Source organism: Achromobacter sp. ACM02 (genome assembly GCF_014851605.1).
Taxonomy (GTDB): Bacteria; Pseudomonadota; Gammaproteobacteria; order Burkholderiales; family Burkholderiaceae_B; genus Achromobacter; species Achromobacter aegrifaciens.
Genome location: NZ_JACUZY010000003.1, coordinates 606,324 through 625,874 on the forward strand (window position 1 = coordinate 606,324; position 19,551 = coordinate 625,874).

Genomic DNA, 19,551 nt, shown 5'->3' on the forward strand with positions numbered 1-19,551 from the left:
CTCAGGCGTCCGCGCGCAGCACGTCCGACAAGACCGAGAACAATTCGTCGATCTGCGCGCGCTCGATGATGAGCGGGGGCGACAACAGCATGGTGTCGCCCGCCGAACGGATCAGGCAGCCGCGTTCCAGGCAGGCCTGGTGCACGGCGTACGCCCGCTGGCCGGGCTTGCCTTCCAGCGGTTCGAGTTCGATGGCGGCCAGGAGGCCGATGTTGCGGATGTCCACTACGTGCGGCAGTCCCTTCAGGCTGTGCGCCGCGTCTTCCCAATAGCGCCAGAGTTCGCGGCTGCGCTGGAACAGGCCTTCGCGGCGGCAGATGTCCAGGGTCGCGAGGCCGGCGGCGCAGGCCACGGGATGGCCGGAATAGGTGTAGCCATGCGACAGCTCGATGGCGCTGTCCGGCCCCTGCATGAACGCATCGTAGACATGCTGCTGCACCAGCGTGGCGCCCATGGGGATGGCGCCGTTGGTCAGCCCCTTGGCGCTGGTGATGATGTCGGGCGTGACGCCGAAGTGCGATGAGGCGAACGCGCCATCGATGCGGCCGAAGGCGCAGATCACTTCGTCGAAGATCAGCAGGATGCCGTGCGCGTCGCAGATCTGCCGCAGCTTCTGCAGATAGCCCTTGGGCGGCACCAGCACGCCGGTCGAACCCGCCACGGGTTCCACGATGACGGCCGCGATGGTGGAGGCGTCATGCAGCGCGACGATGCGCTCCAGCGTATCGGCCAGGTGGGCGCCCCAGTCCGGCTGGCCGCGCGTGTAGGCCATCTGGCTGCGGTCATAGGTGTGCGGCAGGTGGTCCACGTAGGGCAGCAGATTGCCGAAAGGCTTGCGGTGGCCGGCGATGCCCGACACCGACAGGCCGCCGAACCCCACCCCGTGGTACGAGCGCTCGCGCCCGATCAGGCGCACGCGCTGGCCCTGTCCGCGCGCGCGGTGATAGCCCAGCGCGATCTTCAGCGCGGTGTCCACCGCTTCGGATCCGGAGTTCGAGAAAAACACGTTGGAGAACCCGGCGGGCGCTTCCTGGCGCAAGGACTCGGCCAGCTCGAAGGCCAGGGGATGGCTCATCTGGAACGACGGCGCGTAGTCCAGTTCATGGGCGGTGCGGGCGATGGCCTCGACGATTTCCGGGCGGCGGTGTCCGGCGTTCACGCACCACAGGCCCGCAATGCCGTCCAGCACGCGGCGTCCGTCCGGCCGGATGTAGTGCATGCCCTCGGCGGCGCTGAACAGCACGGGCGCGCGCTTGTACCGGCGGTTCGCGGTGAAGGGCATCCAATAGGCTTCGGCGTTGATGGCGGGAGTGGGATGAGGCGCTGACGATGGCATGGGTGTTCCGGCGTGAAGAGATATTCGGACTTTCTATTTTGTATTAATCAATTGATAAATACAATACAAGAAGACCCGAAGGTACGCCGCAACGAGGACGCCATGCGTGCCGAGGGCCCGCGACGGCGGGCTGGCGGATGAATGAAAGCGGAAAGGGTGTCAGGACACTTGCAGCGAGGTCTTCAAGTGGCGCCGCATGAGCTGCGAAGCCCACTCCTGGTCGCCGGCCTCGAGCGCGTCGATGATCTGCAGGTGTTCGCTGCTGGAGTTGATGAAGCGCGCGTCGCGGTAGAACGCGGCATGCTCTTCCAGCCGGCGCAATTGGTTCTGCTGCTGCACCGCCTGCAGGATGTAGCGGTTGCCCGAGAAGCGGGCCAGCATTTCGTGGAACGAGGCGTTGAGATTGAAGAACTCGGTGGCCGAGATGTCGGCGTCGCTGCGCGCGGCCAGCGCTTCATGCGCGGCGCGCATGCGGGCCAGCGCCTCGCGGTCCAGGCGGAACGTGGGTTCCAGCAGGCCGGCGCATTCGATCGTCATGCGGAAGCGGTAGCTCTCGTTGAGCGCGTCGCGGTTTTCCAGCGACGGCGCGAATTGCCAGCCATGGCCCTTGCGCTTCTCGATCAGGCCGTCCGCGGAGAGCTGCAACAGGGTCTTGGTCAGCACGCTGCGCGGCGCTGGATAGCGCTGTTGCAGGTCGCGCTCGGTAAAGGTTTCCGGCAGCTCGCGCGAGGCGCGGTCATCGATCAGGCGCCGGTATAGCTCGTCCTGGGTGGGGCCGGCGCCCTCGATGGCTGGGGGCGCGGCCGCCGCGTGCGCCGCTACCGTGTAGCCGCTGTTGGGGCGGTGCGTGATGAGGCCCTGCGCGGCCAGCAGCTTCAACGCGCCGCGCACGGGCGTGCGCGACACCTCGTAGCTCGCGGCCAACGTTTCCTCGGACAGGTGGTCGCCGGGCGCATGGCGCCGGGCCACGATGTCTTCCGCGATAAGGCGCGCCAGGTCGACTTGCAGCGGAGTGGGGCGGGCGGGAGCGGCGTTGGACATGAAGGATGGGCGCGAAGGGCGACGGAGTCGGAATGGTACCGGAGAGCTACGCGCGCAACGTTCGCGATAGTGGCCCCGGGGAAACCCTTGTATTGAACTTTTTCTTATATTAGTACAAAATTTGCCCGTCTTGAACCTTGCTCCGGAGCCTTGAGCCGTGACTTTGCCCACCCCCTTCCCCCTGGTCGATGTACAGGGCAGCCCATACGAGCGGGGCCGCCAGCATGGCGCCGCCGTCCCCGAGCGCGTGGCGCGCAGCGTGGCCCTCTACCGCGGGCAGCTGGAGCGGCGCGGCGTCGCCGCGGACCGCTTGAAGGAACTGGCCGCCGCCATGGTGCCGGTGGTGGGCGACTATGACGCGGCCTACCTGGAAGAGCTGCGCGGCATCGCCGACGGATCGGGCCAGGCGCTGGAGGATGTGGTGGTCATCAACTGCCGCACCGAAATGATGTTCGGCCATGCCGAGCTGGGCCGCGCCCGCAAGGGGCTGGACGATGGCTGCACCGGCCTGGTCGTGCTGCCCGAGGCCGCCGCCGGCGGCAAGCTCATGCATGCCCATAACTGGGACTGGCGCGAGGAATGCGTGGACACCGGCATCGTGCTGCGCATGCGCCGCGAAGACGGCCCCGACCTGCTGGTGTTCACGGAAGCCGGCAGCCTCGCGCGCCACGGTTTCAACAGCGCGGGCGTTTCCCTGTCCGGCAATTTCCTGTCTTGCGAACACGACTATCAGCGCCCCGCCGAGGTGCCGCTGGTGCTGGTGCGGCGCAAGATGCTGGAAGCCAGCAACATCTGCAACGCCATGAAGGTGCTGTGGGCCTCGCGCCGCTTTTGCTCCAACAACCTGATGCTGGCGCAGGCGCAGGGCGAGGCGGTCGACCTGGAGTGCTCGCCCGACGAAATCTTCTGGATCACCCCCGAGGACGGCCTGCTGGTACATGCCAACCACTGGATCAGCCCGCCCGCGCGCGCCAAGCTGTTCGACAAAGGGCTGGCGGCCAATCCGGATTCGATCTACCGCCAGCGCCGTGTGCAGGACATGCTGGCGCGCGCCACGGGCGGCATCGACTGGGACACGGTCAAGCGCATCCTGGCCGACGACTTCGCCGCGCCCGACGGCGTGCTGCGTTCGCCCAAGCCGGCCAGTTTCGACAGCATCTCGGCCACGGTGGCCACCACCTTGATGGAGCCGGCCAGCGGCGTGATGTGGATCGCGCGCAAGCCCTACGAAGGACGCAACTTCGCGGAGTACCGGCTCTTCTGAGCCGGCCCCCAGACCCGTATGCGGCGAGCGCCGCGCCTGGAGTGATCCCTATGAATTCGCATGCTACGCGCGCCAAGAACGCGCTGCTGTTGTCCGCCGCGCTGGCCGCCGCCGTGGCCGCTCTGCCCGCCGCCGTGCGGGCGCAGGCCGCCGCGCCAGAAATCCGCTACGCCGAAGGGTCGGGCACGCCGACCACGCTGCCCGGCGGGCGGTCCCGCAACACTTCCACCGACAACGTGCTGGCGCACGTGGTGGAGTCCCTGGTGGCGCTGCGCGCCGACATGAGCGTGGCCCCCATGCTGGCCGACAGCTGGACGCTGTCCGACGACAAGCGCGCCTATACCTTCAAGCTGCGCCAGGGCGTTACCTTCCATGACGGCACGCCCATGACCTCGGCCGACGTCAAATGGACCTACGACTACCTCAACGGCGCCCAGTCCGAGTACTCCTGCAAGAACCTCTACGACGGCAGCAAGGGCGCCAAGGTCGTGGCGGTGGAGACGCCCGATCCGGCCACCGTGGTGTTCAGGCTGGAGCAGCCCTACGCGCTGTTCCTGGACCAGATGGCCAGCGTGCAGTGCCCGATGCCGGTGCTGAGCGCCAGGAGCGTCGACGCCGACGGCAAGTGGGCCAGGCCCATCGGCACCGGTCCTTACGTGTTGGCGGAATGGAAGAAGGAACAGTACCTGCTGCTGACGCCGTACGCCGGCTACAAGCCGCGCGAGGAAGCGCCCAGCGGCATGGCCGGCAAGAAAGTGGCGCGGGCCAATGTGCGCTTCGTGGTGATTCCGGATGCGGCCGCGCAGAAGGCGGCGCTCATGGCGGGGCAGGTCGACGCCTACAACGCGGACGAAGACAATCTGCCGGCCAAGGACCCGCGCTGGAACATCGTCACCGAGCAGGGCCTGGACACCGTCAACCTGCTGATGCAGACGCGCGCGCCCTTGCTGTCGGATGTGAACATGCGCCGCGCCATCGCGCTGGCGCTGGACTTTCCCGGCATCGCCAAGGCTTTGAATAACGGCCAGGCGGCCTATAACCCGTCCCTGGTGCCCGCGGCCAGCGTCTACTACTCCGAGGCCGACCGCGCCGGCTACGAGAAGAACCTGAAAGAGGTCAAGCGCCTGCTCGATGCCGCCGGCTACCGCGGCGAGCCCCTGAAGCTGCAGGCCAACAAGCGCTATCCCTACCTGTACCGCGTCGCGGTGGTGACGCAGCAGCTGTTGGGCAAGGCCGGCATCAAGGCCGAGCTGGACATGCTGGAATGGGGCACCCAGGTGACCAACTTCCGCGAAGGCAAGTTCCAGCTGATGGCATTCGCGTATTCCGCGCGCACGGAGCCGGCGCTGATGTTCCGCGACGTGATCGGCGATAAGTCCAAAACGCCCATGGCCCAGTGGGAAAGTCCGGAGGCCGCGGCCATCCTGGAAGGCATAGAAGCCGAATCCGATCCTGCCGTGCGTAAGCAGGCCTTCGACAAGCTGCATGCCCTGATGCTGCGCGACACGCCGCTGCTGATGTACTACAACAAGCCCGGCTATGTGGTCGTTTCCAGCAAGCTGCAGGGCTTTACCGGCTGGCCGCTGCGCAAGCCGCGTTTCTTCAACGTGACCAAGAACTGAGGCGCCGTGCTGGGCTATCTACTCAAGCGCATCGCGGCGTCGGTGCCCACCGTGATCGTCGTCACGGTGCTCGTGTTCGCGCTGATACGCGCGATCCCCGGGGATCCTGCGTCGCTGATGCTGGGCGATATCGACAACCCGGCGCTGCTGGCGGAAATGCGCCACGCGCTGGGACTGGACCGTCCTGTAGGCGAGCAGTTCCTGATCTGGGTGGGCAACGCGCTGCAGGGCGACCTGGGCATGTCCATCGCGCGGCGCGAACCCGTGATGCATCTGGTGCTGACGCATTTTGCGGTGACGGCCCAGGTGGTGCTGACCGCCACGCTGCTGGCCTGCCTGGTGGCGGTGCCCGCCGGCATGGTGGCCGCCTGGCGCCAGAACCGCCGCGCCGACACCGCCATCGTGTCGACCTCGATCCTGTTCGTGTCCATGCCCAGCTTCTGGGTCGGCATCCTGCTGATCTGGCTGTTTGGCGTGAAGCTGAACTGGCTGCCGGTGTATGGCTTCGAATCCATCGCCCAGGGCGGACTGGGCGCGGCGCGGTATCTGGTGCTGCCGGTCTGCGCCATCGTGCTGACGGAAATCGCGGCCATCACGCGCATGATGCGCGCCAGCACCATCGAGACGCTGCGGCTGGAATACGTGGCGCATGCGCGCGCCAAGGGCCTGCCGGAAAAGCGCGTCATGCTGCGCCATGTGCTGCCCAATTCGTTCGGCCCCACCTTGACGGTGATCGGCCTGATGCTGGGCCATCTGCTGTCGGGCGCCGCGGTGATCGAGACCGTGTTCACGCTGCCGGGCATCGGGCGGCTGCTGGTGGAAAGCATCTATGCGCGGGACTACCCCGTGGTACAGGGCTGCCTGCTGTTCATCGCGCTCTTGTACGTGGCGGTCAACCTGGTGGTGGATCTGCTGTATCCGCTGTTCGACCCGCGCGTGAAGCTTCAATAGGATCATCATGGGCTTTAAACATACCAATGCCGTCCTGGGCGGCGCGCTGGTCGGGGGCGTCGTGCTGCTGGCCCTGGTCGGGCTGGTGTACACGCCGCACGATCCGCTGGAAGGCGATCTGCTGGCGCGCTTTTCGCCGCCGTCGGCGGAGTACTGGCTGGGCACCGATGAATTCGGCCGCGACGTGCTGTCGCGGCTGATGGCGGGCGCCGGGGTCAGCGTGGCGGTCAGCGTGTTTTCCGTGCTGCTGGCGCTGCTCTTGGGCACGACGATAGGCGTCACGGCCGGCTATGCGGGCGGCTGGGTCGATCGCGGCATCACCGTGCTGGTGGAATCGCTGATGGCGTTTCCGGGCCTCCTGCTCGCGCTCGGGATCATGACCGTGCTGGGGCCGTCCAAATGGGGCGTGGTGCTGGCGCTGGGCCTGGCGTATTCGCCGTCGGTGTCGCGCATCGCGCGCGGCGCGGCGCTGTCCCTGCGCCAGCGCGATTTCGTCATTGCCTCGCGCGCCACCGGCCATGGGGGCCTATGGACCGTGTTCCGCCACGTACTGCCCAACTGCCTGCCGCCGTTGCTGATCTTCGCGACCTCGATCTTCGGTTCCGCCCTGCTGGCGGAAAGCGCGCTGAGCTTCCTGGGCCTGGGCGTGCCGCCGCCGCTGGCCACCTGGGGCGGCATGCTGTCCGAAAGCCGCAACGCCATGGACCAGGCCATCTGGCTGGCGGTGTTTCCGGGCGCCATGATTTCGTTGAGCCTGCTGGGCATCAATCTGCTGGGCGATGCGGTGCGCGATCTGCTGGATCCGCGCATGCGGGGGGTGATGGCATGAGCGCTGCGCAACCCTTGCTGTCCGTGCGCGACCTGGAGATCCGCTTTCCGGGCAAGCGCGACGCCGCGCCGGTGGTGAACCGGGTGTCATTCGATCTGCACGCAGGCGAATCGCTGTCCATCGTCGGTGAGTCCGGCAGCGGCAAGACGCTGATCGGCAAGACGCTGCTGGGCCTGTTGCCCGATTCGGCGCGCATCACCGGCGGACAGGCGCTGTTCGAAGGCCAGGACCTGTTGCAGCAGGCGCCGCGCGACTGGCTGGCGAAGCGCGGCACCGGCATCGGCATGGTGTTCCAGGAGCCGATGGTGTCGCTCAACCCGGCGTTCCGCGTGGGCGAACAACTGATCGAGGCGCTGGTTCTGCGCCGTGGCATGGCGCGCCGCGAGGCCTGGGACGAAGCCGTCCGGATGCTGGAGCGGGTGCGCGTGCGCGACGCGCAGGATTGCATGAAGCGCTATCCGCATGAATTCTCCGGCGGCATGCGCCAGCGCATTCTGCTGGCGGGCGTGATGCTGCTCAAGCCGCGCCTCCTGATCGCGGACGAACCCACCACCGCGCTGGACTGCGTGGTGCAGAAGGAAGTGCTGGACCTGATGTGCGAACTGACGCGCGAGCAGGGCACGGCGCTGATCTTCATCAGCCACAACCTGGCGCTGGTGGCCGCGTACACGCAGCGCGTGCTGGTGATGTGCCGCGGCCGGGCGGTCGAGACCGGGCCGGTGGCCGAGGTGCTGTCGCGGCCGGCGGATCCGTACACGCTCAGCCTGCTGGACGCGTTGCCCAAGCGCGGTCCGGCCCGGCCTGCCGTCGAAGCGGCGCCCATCCTGCAGGTGGACGGATTGGCGATCGACTACTCGGTCCGCGAGGGCTGGTTCCGCAAGCGCGCGGTGCGCGCCGTGCACCGCGCGACGTTCGCGGTGGCGCCGGGGGAAACGCTGGCCATCGTCGGCGAATCGGGCAGCGGCAAGACCACGGTCATGATGTCCATCCTGGGACTGGTGCCGCAGGCGCAGGGGCGCATCGAACTGGACGGCCAGGCCTTGCCCGCGGGCGGTTCGGGGCAGTCGTGGCAGGCGGCGCGCCGGCGGGTGCAGATGGTGTTCCAGGATCCCTATTCATCGCTGGATCCGCGCATGACCATCGGCGACCTGGTGGGGGAGGGCCTGCGGCTGGAAGCCGGCATGACGGCGGACATCCGCCGCAAGCGCGTGGCCGACGCGTTGCGGGACGTGGGCCTGGGCGAGGACTACGCCGAGCGCTATGCGCACGAGCTGTCCGGCGGCCAGCGCCAGCGCGTGGCCATCGCGCGGGCGCTGGTGCTGCGGCCCGAGGTCATCATCGCGGACGAGCCAGTGTCGGCGCTGGACGTCACCGTGCAGAAGCAGGTGCTGGAGACTCTGATGTCGCTGCAGCGTTCACACGGCTTTGCCTGCCTGCTGATCTCGCATGACCTGGGCGTGGTCGAGCAGATCGCCGACCGCGTGGTGGTGATGCTGCGCGGCCATATCGTCGAAGAAGGCACGCGTGACGAAGTGTTCGACCGGCCCACGCATCCCTACACGCGCCGCCTGTTGCAGGCGGTGCCGGAACTGCGCGGCAACCGGACCGAGGGCTTTCGCGTGGAAGTGCGCGACCTGCCGGCGGGCCCGGGGCGCGACGAGGCCGATTACTTCGACCCCTCGTCCGCGCCGGGCCTGCCCGCAATGACGGCGGTACTCGAATCAGGCGCGACCCACCGGGTGGCGCTGGCGGCAGCCGCGGCCGGGGCCTGAGGCGGGGGCCTCAGCCGTGCCGCTCGCGGCTGTCGACGGGCGCCGCGTCGCGCTGGTTCATGCCGTAGTCGCGCAGCACCTGCGCCACGCGCAGGCGGTAATTGGCGAAGACGCCGCCGCGCCCGGCTTCCTGGGCCCGGCGGTGCGACTCCAGCGTGCGCCAGCGCTGGACCGCCGCTTCATCGCGCCAGAACGACAGCGACAGCAGCTTGCCCGGATCGCTCAGGCTCTGGAAGCGTTCGACCGAGACGAAGCCGTCAATGGCCTTCAGCTCGTCGATCAGGCTGGCGGCGATGTGCAGATAGGGATCGGGGTTGCCGTGGGCGGGTTCGACTTCGAATATCACTGCGATCATGGTGCTTGTTCCTCGGAAAAATCAAACTGCGGCACGCGCGCGTTGGGCAGCGGCCGGTAACGGAAACGGGCCGCCAGCGCGGCGGCATCCAGGCCTGCGCGCAGCAGGCGAGTGAGCGCGCCCGCCGCATGCAGGCGGGCCGGAAGGCGGCCCGGGCAGGCATGCCCGAAAGCGCCGAAAGTCCAGTGCGCCTCGGGTTGCACCGTGGCAGCCGCGGCCAGCACCAGCAGCACGGTCTGGCCGGCTTCGATGCGCAAGCCGCAGACGTCCATGCCCGCGGCGAGAAAGCGCCGCGTGTTGTGCAACGGCGGGTCGCTGCGTTCCACGTCGTCCACCAGGGCCAGCGCCGCAGCGTTCGTGAGATCCGCGCGCAGGCCGCGCCGTCCGGCCAGGACGATGGCGTTGCCCAGCAGGCCGGCGCCCGCCTCGCAGGACTGGAACAGCAGGCCGGCCAGGTTGGCGGCCAGCACCGCGGGCGCTATCTCCGCCCGCGCGCCGTCTTCGCGCAGCCGGCGCAGGGCCGGCGCGGCGTCGGGGGCTTGCAGATGCGATTCCAGGCGTGTCTGCAGGCGCTGCGCTGCGGCGTGTCCCGCTTCGATGCGATCCGCCGCTGCGGCGGCGGGCAGCGCGGACAGGAACGCCGCAATATCGGCGGCGCAATCTGCATACAGGTCAGGCGGCAGCCCCAGGAAGGCGGCTTGCGCATGCACCGGCGCGGCGCTCAGGTAACGGTCGACGGCGGCGGCGTCCAGGGGGCCGGGATCGGGACACGCGGGCGTACAGGGCCGCGCCGATTGTTCGCGGAGGTAGGCGCTCAGCAGGGCCTTCACCTGCGTGTGCGTTGCGCTGTCGTTCATGCGCACGAAGCGGCCGAAGAGTTCGCCCGCCGGGCCTGGACACAGCGCCTTGGGCACGGGCTCCGCGGCCGGGCGCACGCGCGCGGCCGGATGCTGCATGATGGCCGCTATCGCGTCCGGATGGCTGGCCACCCACAGGTCCAGCGCCGCCTCGCGATACAGCGGCCGCTCGCGCGCCAGCGCGGCGTAGTACGGGTAGGGGTCGGGGTGAGTGACCGCCTGCAGGGGATGGGCAGGATGCATGGCGATGGCCGGTAATGGATACGGCCGCCAGTATCCGCCAGCCTTGACGGCCACGATTCGATGCGCGGCGAACTATGCCTGCGGCGCGTCCGGGTTGCCTGCCGCCGCCAGCAGCGCGGCATAGCCGAGTCGCGAGTCCGGCCATTGCAGGGTGAAGCCGCTGGCGCGCAGGCGAGCGTTGCTCAGCTTCTTGCTGCCGACGTTGGCCGGCGCCGGCGCCTCGCGCGGCGCGGGGGCGCCGATCAGCCTGGCGAGGTCGGCATAGAGCTCGTGCAGGGGCAGCGGCGTATCGTCGCAGCCTATGTAGACAGGCGCGACGTCGGGCAGCAGCGCCAGATGGACCACGGCCCCCGCCGCGTCGTCGATGTGGATGCGGTTGGCCCAGTGTTCGGGAGCGGTCGGCGCGCCTGCCGCGCCTTGGCGCAGGCGTTCGATCAAGTGCAGGCGTCCGGGGCCGTAGAGGCCCGCCAGGCGCAAGGCGGTCGAGGGCAGGCCGCGGGCCGCCAGCGCGGCTTCGGCCTCGAGCAGGATGCGGCCATTGACGCCCAGCGGCGCGGGCGGCGTGTCTTCGTCGACCCAGCCGCCTTCGTGTTCGCCGTAGACCGCGCTGGACGAGATGAACACGATGCGCTTGAGCTGTGTGGCGTCCAGCGCGTCCAGCACGTGTTTCAGGCCATCGACGAACACCGCGCGGTAGGCGGCGGCTTCGCGCGCGCCGGGCGCGGGCAGGTGGATGAGCCGCGTGACACCCGGGGGCAGGGCGGGCAGCCCGTCGGCGCGGGAGATGTCGCCCCGCAGCCAGTGGATGCCGTCCGCATCCCCTACCGGTGGATTGCGGCGCAGCGCGTAGACTTCGTCGCCGCGCGCCAGGAAACGCCGGGCCGCGCGCTGACCCAGGTCGCCGCAGCCGATAAGGAGTACGCGTTCGGTCATGGAGAGTTCTGCCTGTCGAAAAAAAAGCGCCCCGCAGGGCGCCTTCGGTGGCCGGGCGCGGGCGTCCGGTAGCGTTACATGCCGCTGTACACGGGCCCTTCGCCGCCTTGCGGGGCCACCCAGACGATGTTCTGGGTCGGGTCCTTGATGTCGCAGGTCTTGCAGTGCACGCAGTTCTGCGCGTTGATCTGCAGGCGGTCCTCGCCGTGGTCGTCCTTGACGAATTCGTACACGCCCGCCGGGCAGTAGCGCGATTCCGGGCCGCCATACTTGGCCAGGTTGACCTGCACTGGCACGGACGGATCCTTCAGCGTCAGGTGGACGGGTTCGTTCTCGTCATGGTTGGTGTTCGAGATGAACACCGAGCTGAGCTTGTCGAAGGTCAGTTTGCCGTCGGGCTTGGGGTAGTCGATGCGCGCGCATTGCGATGCGGGTTGCAGACAGGCGTGGTCGGGCTTGTTGTGGCGCAGGGTCCAGGGCATCTTGCCCTTGAGCAGCAGCTGTTCGACGCCGGTCATCACGGTGGCGATGGTGCGGCCCTTCTTGAACCACTGCTTGAAGTTGCGCGCCTTGTTCAGTTCCGCATGCAGCCAGGAAGACTCGAAGGCCGCGGGGTAGGCGGCCAACTCGTCCTGGCGGCGGTCAGCGACCAGCGCGTCGAACGCGGCTTCGGCGGCCAGCTTGCCGGACTTGATGGCGGCGTGGCTGCCCTTGATGCGCGAGGCGTTGAGGAAACCGGCTTCGCAGCCGACCAGCACGCCGCCCGGGAAAGTCAGCTTGGGCAGGGCCAGCAGGCCGCCCGCGGTGATGGCGCGCGCGCCGTAGGCGATGCGCTTGCCGCCTTCAAAGGTGCCGCGGATGGCGGGGTGCGTCTTGTAGCGCTGGAATTCGTCGAACGGCGACAACCAGGGGTTGGCGTAGTCCAGGCCCACGATCATGCCCACCGCCACCAGGTTGTTGTCCAGGTGATAGAGGAAGGAGCCGCCGTAGGTGTCGGCGTCCAGCGGCCAGCCGGCGGTGTGGATCACCAGGCCGGGCTTGGATTGGGCCGGATCGACTTCCCACATTTCCTTGATGCCGATGCCGTAGGACTGAGGATTGCGGCCATCGTCCAGCTTGTAGCGTTCGATCAGCTGGCGGCCCAGCTGGCCGCGCGCGCCTTCGGCGAACACGGTGTAGCGGGCGTGCAGCTCCATGCCGGGCTGGTAATGGTCGGTGTGCGAACCGTCGCGGGCCACGCCCATGTCGCCGGTGGCCACGCCGCGGACCGCGCCGTTTTCGTCGTACAGCACTTCCACGGCTGCGAAGCCCGGGAAGATGTCCACGCCCAGGGCCTCGGCCTGCTCGCCCATCCACTTCACGACATCGCCCAGACGGACGATGTAGTTGCCTTCGTTGTGGAAACAGGGCGGCAGCAGCCAGTTGGGCGTGGTGCGCGCGCCGGTCTCGGACAGGAACATGAACTTGTCATGCGTGACGGGCACGTTCAGGGGCGCGCCTTTTTCCTTCCAGTCGGGGATGAGCTCGGTCAGCGCCAGCGGGTCCATGACGGCGCCGGACAGGATGTGTGCACCCAGTTCCGCGCCCTTTTCAAGTACGCAGACGCCGATTTCCTGATTCTTCTCAGCGGCCAACTGCTTAAGACGGATAGCAGTGGCCAGGCCGGCGGGTCCACCGCCAACCACGACCACGTCATATTCCATCGACTCGCGTTCAGACATTGCAAAGCTCCCCGTATGTATTCCATATATGGCTGGAAGTATTATCGGCGATTGTATTGCAGGCGGAGGCCATGGTTGCCTTCGTATTTCTTTTAGCCATCAGGAGTAATTGGTGAACGCGGACAAAACCTCAGCGCGGATCCTGGCCGTGGGAGATATCCATCAAGTCGAACTGCCTTTGCGGTGGGGCGACTCGGACGCTCTGAATCATCTGAACAATGCGATGTATTTCCGCCTCATGGAAGAGGCCCGGATACAGATACTTTATGGCGCGGGTTTCGCGCTCCCCGCAGATCAGGGGCTCATCCTGGCGCATGCGTCCTGCGATTTTCTGCGGCCGCTGACCTATCCCGCCAATGTGCTCGTGACGCACAAGCTCATGCGCATAGGCCGGTCCAGCGCCGAATTCGAATTGCTGCTGGAGAAGGCGGGCGACGAAGGCGGTCCGTATGCCCGCGCGCGCAACGTGCTAGTCTGGATGGACTATGTGGTCAATGCGTCCGCCCCGTGGCCGCAAGAGGTGCTGTCCAAGCTGGGCGCCATGTTCAAGCCCGGGGCTTGAATCGGCGCCGGCCAAAATAGCGCGTGCGTTGGCCGGCCATGCCGGTAAAATCAGCGCAAAATCAAAAAAGCAATAAGGGCGCGCCACCCTAGGCGCCAGCCGCACAGGACTCCGTACGGTGTTGCTGGGACCGGCGCCGGCAGCCGCGCCCTCTTCAAGTTCGACCTTAACTAGGAGTTGGAGCGATGGACAAGGTTTTTGCAAGCGCCCAGGAGGCGCTGGCAGGCATCGTCAAGGACGGCCAGATGATTGCCGTGGGCGGTTTCGGCCTTTGCGGCATTCCCGAGGCACTGATCGCCGCGCTGCGCGATTCGGGCGTGAAGGATCTCACTTGCATCAGCAATAACGCGGGCGTCGACGGCTTCGGCCTGGGCCAGCTGCTCAATACGCGCCAGGTCCGCAAGATGATTGCGTCCTACGTGGGCGAGAACAAGGAATTCGAGCGCCAGTACCTGTCCGGCGAACTCGAGCTGGAGTTCACTCCCCAGGGCACGCTGGCCGAGAAGCTGCGCGCCGGCGGCGCCGGCATCCCGGCCTTCTTCACCCGCACCGGCGTGGGCACCATCGTCGCCGACGGCAAGGAAATCCGCGAGTTCGACGGCCAGCAGTACGTGATGGAGCGTTCGCTGGTGCCGGACGTGTCGCTGGTCAAGGCGCACATCGCCGACCGCAGCGGCAACCTGGTGTTCCGCAAGACCGCCCGCAACTTCAATCCGAACGTCGCCATGGCGGGCAAGTTCACGGTGGTCGAAGTCGAGGAAATCGTTGACACCGGCAGCCTGGATCCCGATCAGATCCATCTGCCCGGCATCTATGTGCATCGGATCGTGCTGAATGCCACGCCCGAAAAGCGCATCGAACAACGCACCACTCGCCCGGCCTAAGGAGAACAGACATGGCATGGTCCCGCGATGAAATGGCGGCACGCGCCGCGCGCGAGCTGCAAGACGGCTTTTATGTGAACCTGGGCATCGGCTTGCCGACCCTGGTGGCCAACCACGTGCCCAAGGGCATGGAAGTGTGGCTGCAATCCGAGAACGGCCTGCTGGGCATCGGCCCGTTCCCCACCGACGATGAAGTCGACGCCGACCTCATCAACGCAGGCAAGCAGACGGTCACGACCTTGCCCGGCTCCTCGATCTTCTCGTCGGCGGATTCGTTCGCGATGATCCGCGGCGGCAAGATCAACCTGGCCATTCTTGGCGCCATGCAGGTGTCCGAAAAGGGCGACCTGGCCAACTGGATGATCCCGGGCAAGATGGTCAAGGGCATGGGTGGCGCCATGGACCTGGTGGCGGGCGTGGGCCGCGTCGTGGTCCTGATGGAGCACGTGGCCAAGAAAAAGGACGGCACCGAGGACATCAAGCTGCTGTCCGAATGCAACCTGCCGCTGACGGGCGTGGGGGTGGTCGACCTGATCATCACCGACCTGGGCGTGATGGAAGTCACCGAAAACGGCCTCAAGCTGCTGGAAACGGCGCCGGGCGTGACGGTGGACGAGATCAAGTCCAAGACCCAGGCCAAGCTGGACGTGTCGGCAGTCAAGTAATCCTTGCGCCGCACCCATGAAAAACGCCCCTCCGGGGCGTTTTTTTATGCCGTTTCGTCGAGCCGCATCCCCACATGCGGAATGCCGTCCTCGATGTACTCCTCGGTGACCTGCACGAAGCCGTGGCCGCCGTAGTAGTTGCGCAGTCGGGCCTGCGCGCCCAGGTACATGGCGCGGCCGGGCCAGCGCAGGCGTACTTCCTGCATCGCGTGGCGGATCAGCTCGTGGCCCAGGCCCTGGCCGCGGGTCCAGGGGGCGGTGATGACGCGTCCGATCTCGATCTGGCCGTCCTTCAGCGACGGATCCAGGATGCGGCAATAGGCGGCGAGCTTGCCGTCCTGCCAGGCCATCAGGTGCGAGGTCTGCCCGATCAGATCCTTGCCATCCATGTCCTGGAAGATGCAATTCTGTTCAATGACAAAGACTTCCGTGCGCAACCGCAGGATCGCGTAGATCTCGGTCACGGTCAGTTCCTGGTGCGGCTTGCAGATCCAATCGGGCATAGCGTCAATCCGGTGTGGCGGGGTGGGGGCCATTAGGGCGGGCCTTAGCGTACCTCAAACCGACCCCGTTTTATTCGATGCACTGTTACATGTTTTCACGGGTATACCCTTAGTATGAAAATCTATTTTCTTCTCTAAAATTTGTTTGTAAACAGATTTACATAAACTCCCGCTACATCTCCCCCCTCGATGACCAAGGCCGCACTCACGATTGCTGACCGGATCGCCCGGGCCCAGCCCGCGCTGAGCCGTACTCAGCACAAGATGGCCGAGTACGTGCTGGCGCACCAGTTCCGCGCCGCCACCATGACCATCGATGAGTTCGCCGCGGCGGTGGGAGTGTCGGTGGCGACGGCCAACCGCTTCGCGCGCGCCCTGGACCTGCCGGGCTATCCGCAGTTCCGCGCCGAACTCGCGCGCGGCTTCGAGGCGGCGCTGGAGCCAGTGGAAAAGCTGCGCACAGAGCTGGCGCATTCCGCCAGCGCCGTGCAGATCTTCGCCGCTACGCTGGAAGAAGACATCCGCAATGCCCAGCGCAACCTGCAGTCGCTGGACGCCGCCGCCTGCGAGCAGGCAGTGGAGGCCATCCTGGCCGCCGACCGCGTTTTCATCATCGGTTTCGGCGCCAGCGGCTTCCTGGCCGGCCTCCTGCAGCGCGGCCTGTGCATGCATCTGCATTCCGTCGAATCGCTGGCCGGTCCCGGCGGCGTGTCGCACGCGGCGCGCCAGATGGCGCGCATGACGTCCAAGGACCTGGTGATCGCCATCGGCTTTCCCCGCTACCTGGCCGACACGGTGACGTTGGCCGGCGCCGCCAAGCAGGCCGGCGTGCCGGTGCTGGTGCTGACCGACAAGCCCACCTCGCCATTGGCGCCCACGGCTTCCGTCCTGCTGTATGCGTATTCCGCGCGCCAGCTGATTCCCAATTCCGAAACCGCTGCGCTGGGGCTGATCGAAGCCCTGTCGGCCGCGGTGGCCTATCGGGCCAAGAATTCCGTCGCGGCCGCCGCTGGGGTGACCCAGTCCGTGATGCCGTGGCTCATCCATGGAGTAGGTAAACGATGATTCAACCCGTGATTGCGATTCACGGTGGCGCCGGCGCGATGTCCCGCGCGGCCATGTCGCCCGAGAAAGAACAGGAGTACCTGAGCGCGCTGGAATCCATCCTGACCGCCGGCCAGGCCGTGCTGGCCCGTGGCGGCAGCGCCCTGGACGCCGTGACCGAAGCCGTCCGCCTGCTGGAAGACTGTCCGCTGTTCAACGCCGGCCATGGCGCCGTGTTCACCAGCGCCGCCACCCACGAACTGGACGCCGCCATCATGGACGGCGCCACGCTGCGCTCGGGCGCGATCGCCGGCGTGCACCGCGTGCGCAACCCGATCTTCGCCGCGCGCAAGGTCATGGAAAACAGCAAGCACGTGTTCTTCGTGGGCGAGGGCGCCGAAGCCTTCGCCAAGGAAGAAGGCGTGGAACTGGTCGATCCCTCCTACTTCTCCACCGAAGCCCGCCGCGAACAGCTGCTGCGCGTGCAGCGCGAAACGCCGGAAGCGGCGGTGCTGGACCATGACGGCCAGGCGCTGGTCGCGCGCGGCCAGCCCGCACCGGCCGATCCGCTGGACTCGGACAAGAAGTTCGGCACCGTGGGCGCGGTGGCGGTGGACGCCCAGGGCAACCTGGCCGCGGCCACTTCGACCGGCGGCATCACCAACAAGCAGGTCGGCCGCGTGGGCGACGCGCCGCTGATCGGCGCCGGCACCTATGCCAGCAACAAGACCTGCGCGGTGTCCACCACGGGCACCGGCGAAATGTTCATCCGCATGGTCGCCGCCTATGACGTGGCGGCGCAGATGGAATATTGCGGCGCGTCGCTGGAAGCGGCCGCCGACCGCGTCGTGCATGAAAAGCTGCCCACCATCGATGGCAAGGGCGGCCTGGTGGCCGTCGACGCCCAGGGCAATGTGGCCTTGCCGTTCAACACGGAAGGCATGTATCGGGGTTACGCCCGCGTCGGCGAGAAGCCGGTCACCGCTATCTACCGATAAGCGGCGGCGGGTTCGTTTTTTCAGTATTTGGGGAATCAAAAGAGATGGTTGATCGCGCAAACAGCCTGGCGCTGCCGGAAAACCGCGTGGTCCAGGTCGACGACCTGACGGTGCGCTTCGTGGGATCGGAGCGCACGGTCGAAGCCGTGCGCAATCTGTCGTTCCATGTGGACCGGGGCGAGACCCTGGCCATCGTGGGCGAATCGGGTTCGGGCAAATCGGTGACGTCCCTGGCGCTCATGCGTCTGGTGGAGCACGGCGGCGGGCGCATCGCCCAGGGCAGCATGGCCCTGCGGCGGCGCAACGGTTCCGTGATCGACCTGGTCGGATCCAGCCAACGCGAAATGCGCAGTGTGCGCGGCGCGGACATGGCCATGATCTTCCAGGAGCCGATGACCTCCCTGAATCCGGTCTTCACCGCCGGCGACCAGATCGCCGAATCGATCCGCCAGCACCAGGGCAAGGACGCCGCGGCCGCGCGCGCCGAGGCGCTGCGCATGCTGGAGCAGGTCCGTATTCCGGAAGCCAAGTCGGTGCTGGACCGCTACCCGCACCAACTGTCGGGCGGCATGCGCCAGCGCGTGATGATCGCCATGGCGCTGGCCTGCAAGCCGGCGCTGCTGATCGCCGACGAACCCACCACCGCGCTGGACGTCACCATCCAGGCGCAGATCCTGCAACTGATCCGCCAGCTGCAGGAAGAAATGCACATGGGCGTGGTGTTCATCACCCACGACATGGGCGTGGTCGCGGAAGTGGCCGACCGCGTGCTGGTCATGTACCGCGGCGACAAGGTCGAGGAAGGCCCGTCCGAGCAGGTATTCGCCTCGCCGCAGCACCGCTACACCAAGGCGCTGCTGTCGGCCGTGCCGAAGCTGGGCGCCATGCAGGGCACGGACCTGCCCGCGCGTTTCCCGCTGCTGCAGGCCGAAGGCCAGGCCCAGCCCGAGGCAGCTCCGGTCAGCGCGCCCGCCGCGCCGGACGCCAAGCGCGAGCCTATCCTGAGCGTGCGCAAGCTGGTCACCCGCTTCGATCTGCGCGGCGGCATCATGAGCCGCGTGCAGCGCCGCGTGCATGCGGTGGAGCAGGTCAGCTTCGACCTGTTCCCCGGCGAAACGCTGTCGCTGGTGGGCGAGTCCGGTTGCGGCAAGTCCACCACCGGCCGCTCGCTGTTGCGCCTGGTCGACAGCCAGGGCGGCGAGATCCGCTTCGGCGGCCGCGACATCGTGCGCCTGAAGAACACCGAACTGCAATCCCTGCGCCGCGACATCCAGTTCGTGTTCCAGGACCCGTTCGCCTCGCTGGATCCGCGCGTGACGGTCGGCTTTTCCATCATGGAGCCGCTGCTGGTGCACGGCGTGGCCCGTGGCCGCGATGCCGAGCGCCGCGTGGCCGAACTGCTGGAACGCGTGGGCCTGCCGGCGGAAATGGCGCAGCGCTATCCGCACGAATTTTCGGGCGGCCAGCGCCAGCGCATCTGCATTGCGCGCGCCCTGGCTTTGAACCCCAAGGTCGTGATCGCGGACGAATCCGTGTCGGCGCTGGACGTGTCGATCCAGGCGCAGATCGTGAACCTGCTGATCGACCTGCAGCGCGACATGGGCATTTCCTTCCTGTTCATTTCGCATGACATGGCCGTGGTCGAGCGCGTCAGCCACCGCGTCGCCGTCATGTACCTGGGCCAGATCGTGGAGATTGGGCCGCGCCGCGCCATTTTCGAGAATCCGCAGCACCCTTACACCAAGAAGCTGATGTCCGCCGTGCCGATCGCCGATCCGGCCCGCCGCCACATGAAGCGCACGCTGTTGTCCGACGAAATCCCCAGCCCCATCCGCAAGCTCGGCGACGAGCCCGTGGTGCAGCCGCTGGTGCAGGTCGGAACGGATCACTTCGTCGCCCGGCATCCGGTCGGCGGAGCGTATTGAGTCAGTTGTCGTACTTGTTTTTCTTCCACCAAACCCCCTAATTCCT

The 19,551-nt window shown here is 67.1% G+C and carries 18 protein-coding genes; 11 read left to right on the forward strand and 7 right to left on the reverse strand.

Translation table 11 applies throughout. The features are described from left to right. Position 1 precedes the first annotated feature (1 nt). Positions 2–1,336, reverse strand: coding sequence for an aspartate aminotransferase family protein (locus IB258_RS11680; protein ID WP_125472906.1), 1,335 nt, complete (start codon positions 1,334–1,336; stop codon positions 2–4). Between the two features lie 159 nt (positions 1,337–1,495). Beyond that, positions 1,496–2,377: a GntR family transcriptional regulator gene (locus tag IB258_RS11685; RefSeq protein WP_054450677.1), complete on the reverse strand. Its 882-nt coding sequence runs from the start codon at positions 2,375–2,377 to the stop codon at positions 1,496–1,498. Positions 2,378–2,534: 157 nt separating this feature from the next. Here IB258_RS11685 and IB258_RS11690 point away from each other — a divergent pair, with 157 nt between their 5' ends. From IB258_RS11690 to IB258_RS11710, 5 genes are read left to right on the forward strand one after another with little or no spacing between them, the layout of a single operon-like run. After that, positions 2,535–3,641: a C45 family peptidase gene (locus tag IB258_RS11690; protein ID WP_054450679.1), complete on the forward strand. Its 1,107-nt coding sequence runs from the start codon at positions 2,535–2,537 to the stop codon at positions 3,639–3,641. Between the two features lie 50 nt (positions 3,642–3,691). Beyond that, the gene (locus IB258_RS11695) at positions 3,692–5,263 is read left to right on the forward strand and encodes an ABC transporter substrate-binding protein (RefSeq protein ID WP_192352605.1); all 1,572 of its coding nucleotides are present in this window, start codon (positions 3,692–3,694) and stop codon (positions 5,261–5,263) included. Positions 5,264–5,269: 6 nt separating this feature from the next. After that, positions 5,270–6,214 carry an ABC transporter permease gene (locus tag IB258_RS11700; protein WP_013392266.1) on the forward strand — a complete coding sequence of 315 codons (945 nt, stop codon included), beginning with the start codon at positions 5,270–5,272 and terminating at the stop codon, positions 6,212–6,214. Between the two features lie 7 nt (positions 6,215–6,221). Next, positions 6,222–7,043: an ABC transporter permease gene (locus tag IB258_RS11705; protein WP_054450682.1), complete on the forward strand. Its 822-nt coding sequence runs from the start codon at positions 6,222–6,224 to the stop codon at positions 7,041–7,043. Beyond that, positions 7,040–8,815 (forward strand): ABC transporter ATP-binding protein, encoded by a 1,776-nt coding sequence (locus IB258_RS11710; protein WP_175161939.1) that lies wholly within the window; start codon positions 7,040–7,042, stop codon positions 8,813–8,815. Before IB258_RS11705 ends, IB258_RS11710 begins: the two co-directional genes overlap by 4 nt. 10 nt (positions 8,816–8,825) lie before the next feature. Here IB258_RS11710 and IB258_RS11715 read toward each other — a convergent pair whose 3' ends face one another. The 4 genes from IB258_RS11715 to IB258_RS11730 all read right to left on the reverse strand — a co-directional run bounded on the left by IB258_RS11715 (position 8,826) and on the right by IB258_RS11730 (position 12,924). Then, positions 8,826–9,170, reverse strand: a complete 345-nt coding sequence (locus tag IB258_RS11715; RefSeq protein ID WP_175213962.1) for an antibiotic biosynthesis monooxygenase — start codon at positions 9,168–9,170, stop codon at positions 8,826–8,828. Beyond that, a complete protein-coding gene (locus tag IB258_RS11720; RefSeq protein WP_192352606.1) occupies positions 9,167–10,270 on the reverse strand; it encodes a cytochrome in 1,104 nt (367 codons plus the stop codon). The genes IB258_RS11715 and IB258_RS11720 overlap by 4 nt, the downstream gene beginning before the upstream one ends. A gap of 72 nt (positions 10,271–10,342) precedes the next feature. Further along, complete coding sequence (locus tag IB258_RS11725) at positions 10,343–11,203, reverse strand: NAD-dependent epimerase/dehydratase family protein (protein WP_175161943.1); 861 nt, start codon at positions 11,201–11,203, stop codon at positions 10,343–10,345. Positions 11,204–11,277: 74 nt separating this feature from the next. Further along, positions 11,278–12,924 (reverse strand): electron transfer flavoprotein-ubiquinone oxidoreductase, encoded by a 1,647-nt coding sequence (locus IB258_RS11730; RefSeq protein WP_054450691.1) that lies wholly within the window; start codon positions 12,922–12,924, stop codon positions 11,278–11,280. Positions 12,925–13,036: 112 nt separating this feature from the next. Between IB258_RS11730 and IB258_RS11735 the strand changes: the two genes are divergently transcribed. The 3 genes from IB258_RS11735 (at position 13,037) to IB258_RS11745 (ending at position 15,035) form a co-directional block, all read left to right on the forward strand. Next, positions 13,037–13,486 (forward strand): thioesterase family protein, encoded by a 450-nt coding sequence (locus IB258_RS11735; RefSeq protein ID WP_054450693.1) that lies wholly within the window; start codon positions 13,037–13,039, stop codon positions 13,484–13,486. A gap of 185 nt (positions 13,487–13,671) precedes the next feature. After that, entirely contained in the window at positions 13,672–14,370 is a 699-nt protein-coding gene (locus IB258_RS11740) for a CoA transferase subunit A (protein ID WP_025137174.1), read from the forward strand. Between the two features lie 11 nt (positions 14,371–14,381). Further along, the gene (locus IB258_RS11745; protein ID WP_054450695.1) at positions 14,382–15,035 is read left to right on the forward strand and encodes a CoA transferase subunit B; all 654 of its coding nucleotides are present in this window, start codon (positions 14,382–14,384) and stop codon (positions 15,033–15,035) included. A gap of 44 nt (positions 15,036–15,079) precedes the next feature. Here IB258_RS11745 and IB258_RS11750 read toward each other — a convergent pair whose 3' ends face one another. After that, a complete protein-coding gene (locus IB258_RS11750) occupies positions 15,080–15,538 on the reverse strand; it encodes a GNAT family N-acetyltransferase (RefSeq protein WP_054450697.1) in 459 nt (152 codons plus the stop codon). Between the two features lie 189 nt (positions 15,539–15,727). On the opposite strand from IB258_RS11750, the gene IB258_RS11755 reads away from it, so the two are divergent. From IB258_RS11755 to IB258_RS11765, 3 genes are read left to right on the forward strand one after another with little or no spacing between them, the layout of a single operon-like run. Beyond that, a complete protein-coding gene (locus tag IB258_RS11755) occupies positions 15,728–16,603 on the forward strand; it encodes a MurR/RpiR family transcriptional regulator (RefSeq protein WP_054450699.1) in 876 nt (291 codons plus the stop codon). Further along, entirely contained in the window at positions 16,600–17,580 is a 981-nt protein-coding gene (locus tag IB258_RS11760) for an isoaspartyl peptidase/L-asparaginase family protein (RefSeq protein WP_054450701.1), read from the forward strand. The genes IB258_RS11755 and IB258_RS11760 overlap by 4 nt, the downstream gene beginning before the upstream one ends. Positions 17,581–17,624: 44 nt before the next feature. Next, positions 17,625–19,505 (forward strand): dipeptide ABC transporter ATP-binding protein, encoded by a 1,881-nt coding sequence (locus IB258_RS11765; protein ID WP_054450703.1) that lies wholly within the window; start codon positions 17,625–17,627, stop codon positions 19,503–19,505. Positions 19,506–19,551: the final 46 nt, after the last annotated feature.

Bases quoted from the DNA above. Each gene is read 5' to 3' on its own strand.
- IB258_RS11760 (WP_054450701.1), top strand. From the start codon at position 16,600: ATGATTCAACCCGTGATTGCGATTCACGGTGGCGCCGGCGCGATGTCC.
- IB258_RS11765 (WP_054450703.1), top strand. From the start codon at position 17,625: ATGGTTGATCGCGCAAACAGCCTGGCGCTGCCGGAAAACCGCGTGGTC.
- IB258_RS11750 (WP_054450697.1), bottom strand. From the start codon at position 15,538: ATGCCCGATTGGATCTGCAAGCCGCACCAGGAACTGACCGTGACCGAG.
- IB258_RS11680 (WP_125472906.1), bottom strand. From the start codon at position 1,336: ATGCCATCGTCAGCGCCTCATCCCACTCCCGCCATCAACGCCGAAGCC.
- IB258_RS11745 (WP_054450695.1), top strand. From the start codon at position 14,382: ATGGCATGGTCCCGCGATGAAATGGCGGCACGCGCCGCGCGCGAGCTG.
- IB258_RS11705 (WP_054450682.1), top strand. From the start codon at position 6,222: ATGGGCTTTAAACATACCAATGCCGTCCTGGGCGGCGCGCTGGTCGGG.
- IB258_RS11715 (WP_175213962.1), bottom strand. From the start codon at position 9,170: ATGATCGCAGTGATATTCGAAGTCGAACCCGCCCACGGCAACCCCGAT.
- IB258_RS11720 (WP_192352606.1), bottom strand. From the start codon at position 10,270: ATGCATCCTGCCCATCCCCTGCAGGCGGTCACTCACCCCGACCCCTAC.
- IB258_RS11730 (WP_054450691.1), bottom strand. From the start codon at position 12,924: ATGTCTGAACGCGAGTCGATGGAATATGACGTGGTCGTGGTTGGCGGT.
- IB258_RS11740 (WP_025137174.1), top strand. From the start codon at position 13,672: ATGGACAAGGTTTTTGCAAGCGCCCAGGAGGCGCTGGCAGGCATCGTC.
- IB258_RS11695 (WP_192352605.1), top strand. From the start codon at position 3,692: ATGAATTCGCATGCTACGCGCGCCAAGAACGCGCTGCTGTTGTCCGCC.
- IB258_RS11710 (WP_175161939.1), top strand. From the start codon at position 7,040: ATGAGCGCTGCGCAACCCTTGCTGTCCGTGCGCGACCTGGAGATCCGC.
- IB258_RS11685 (WP_054450677.1), bottom strand. From the start codon at position 2,377: ATGTCCAACGCCGCTCCCGCCCGCCCCACTCCGCTGCAAGTCGACCTG.
- IB258_RS11755 (WP_054450699.1), top strand. From the start codon at position 15,728: ATGACCAAGGCCGCACTCACGATTGCTGACCGGATCGCCCGGGCCCAG.
- IB258_RS11725 (WP_175161943.1), bottom strand. From the start codon at position 11,203: ATGACCGAACGCGTACTCCTTATCGGCTGCGGCGACCTGGGTCAGCGC.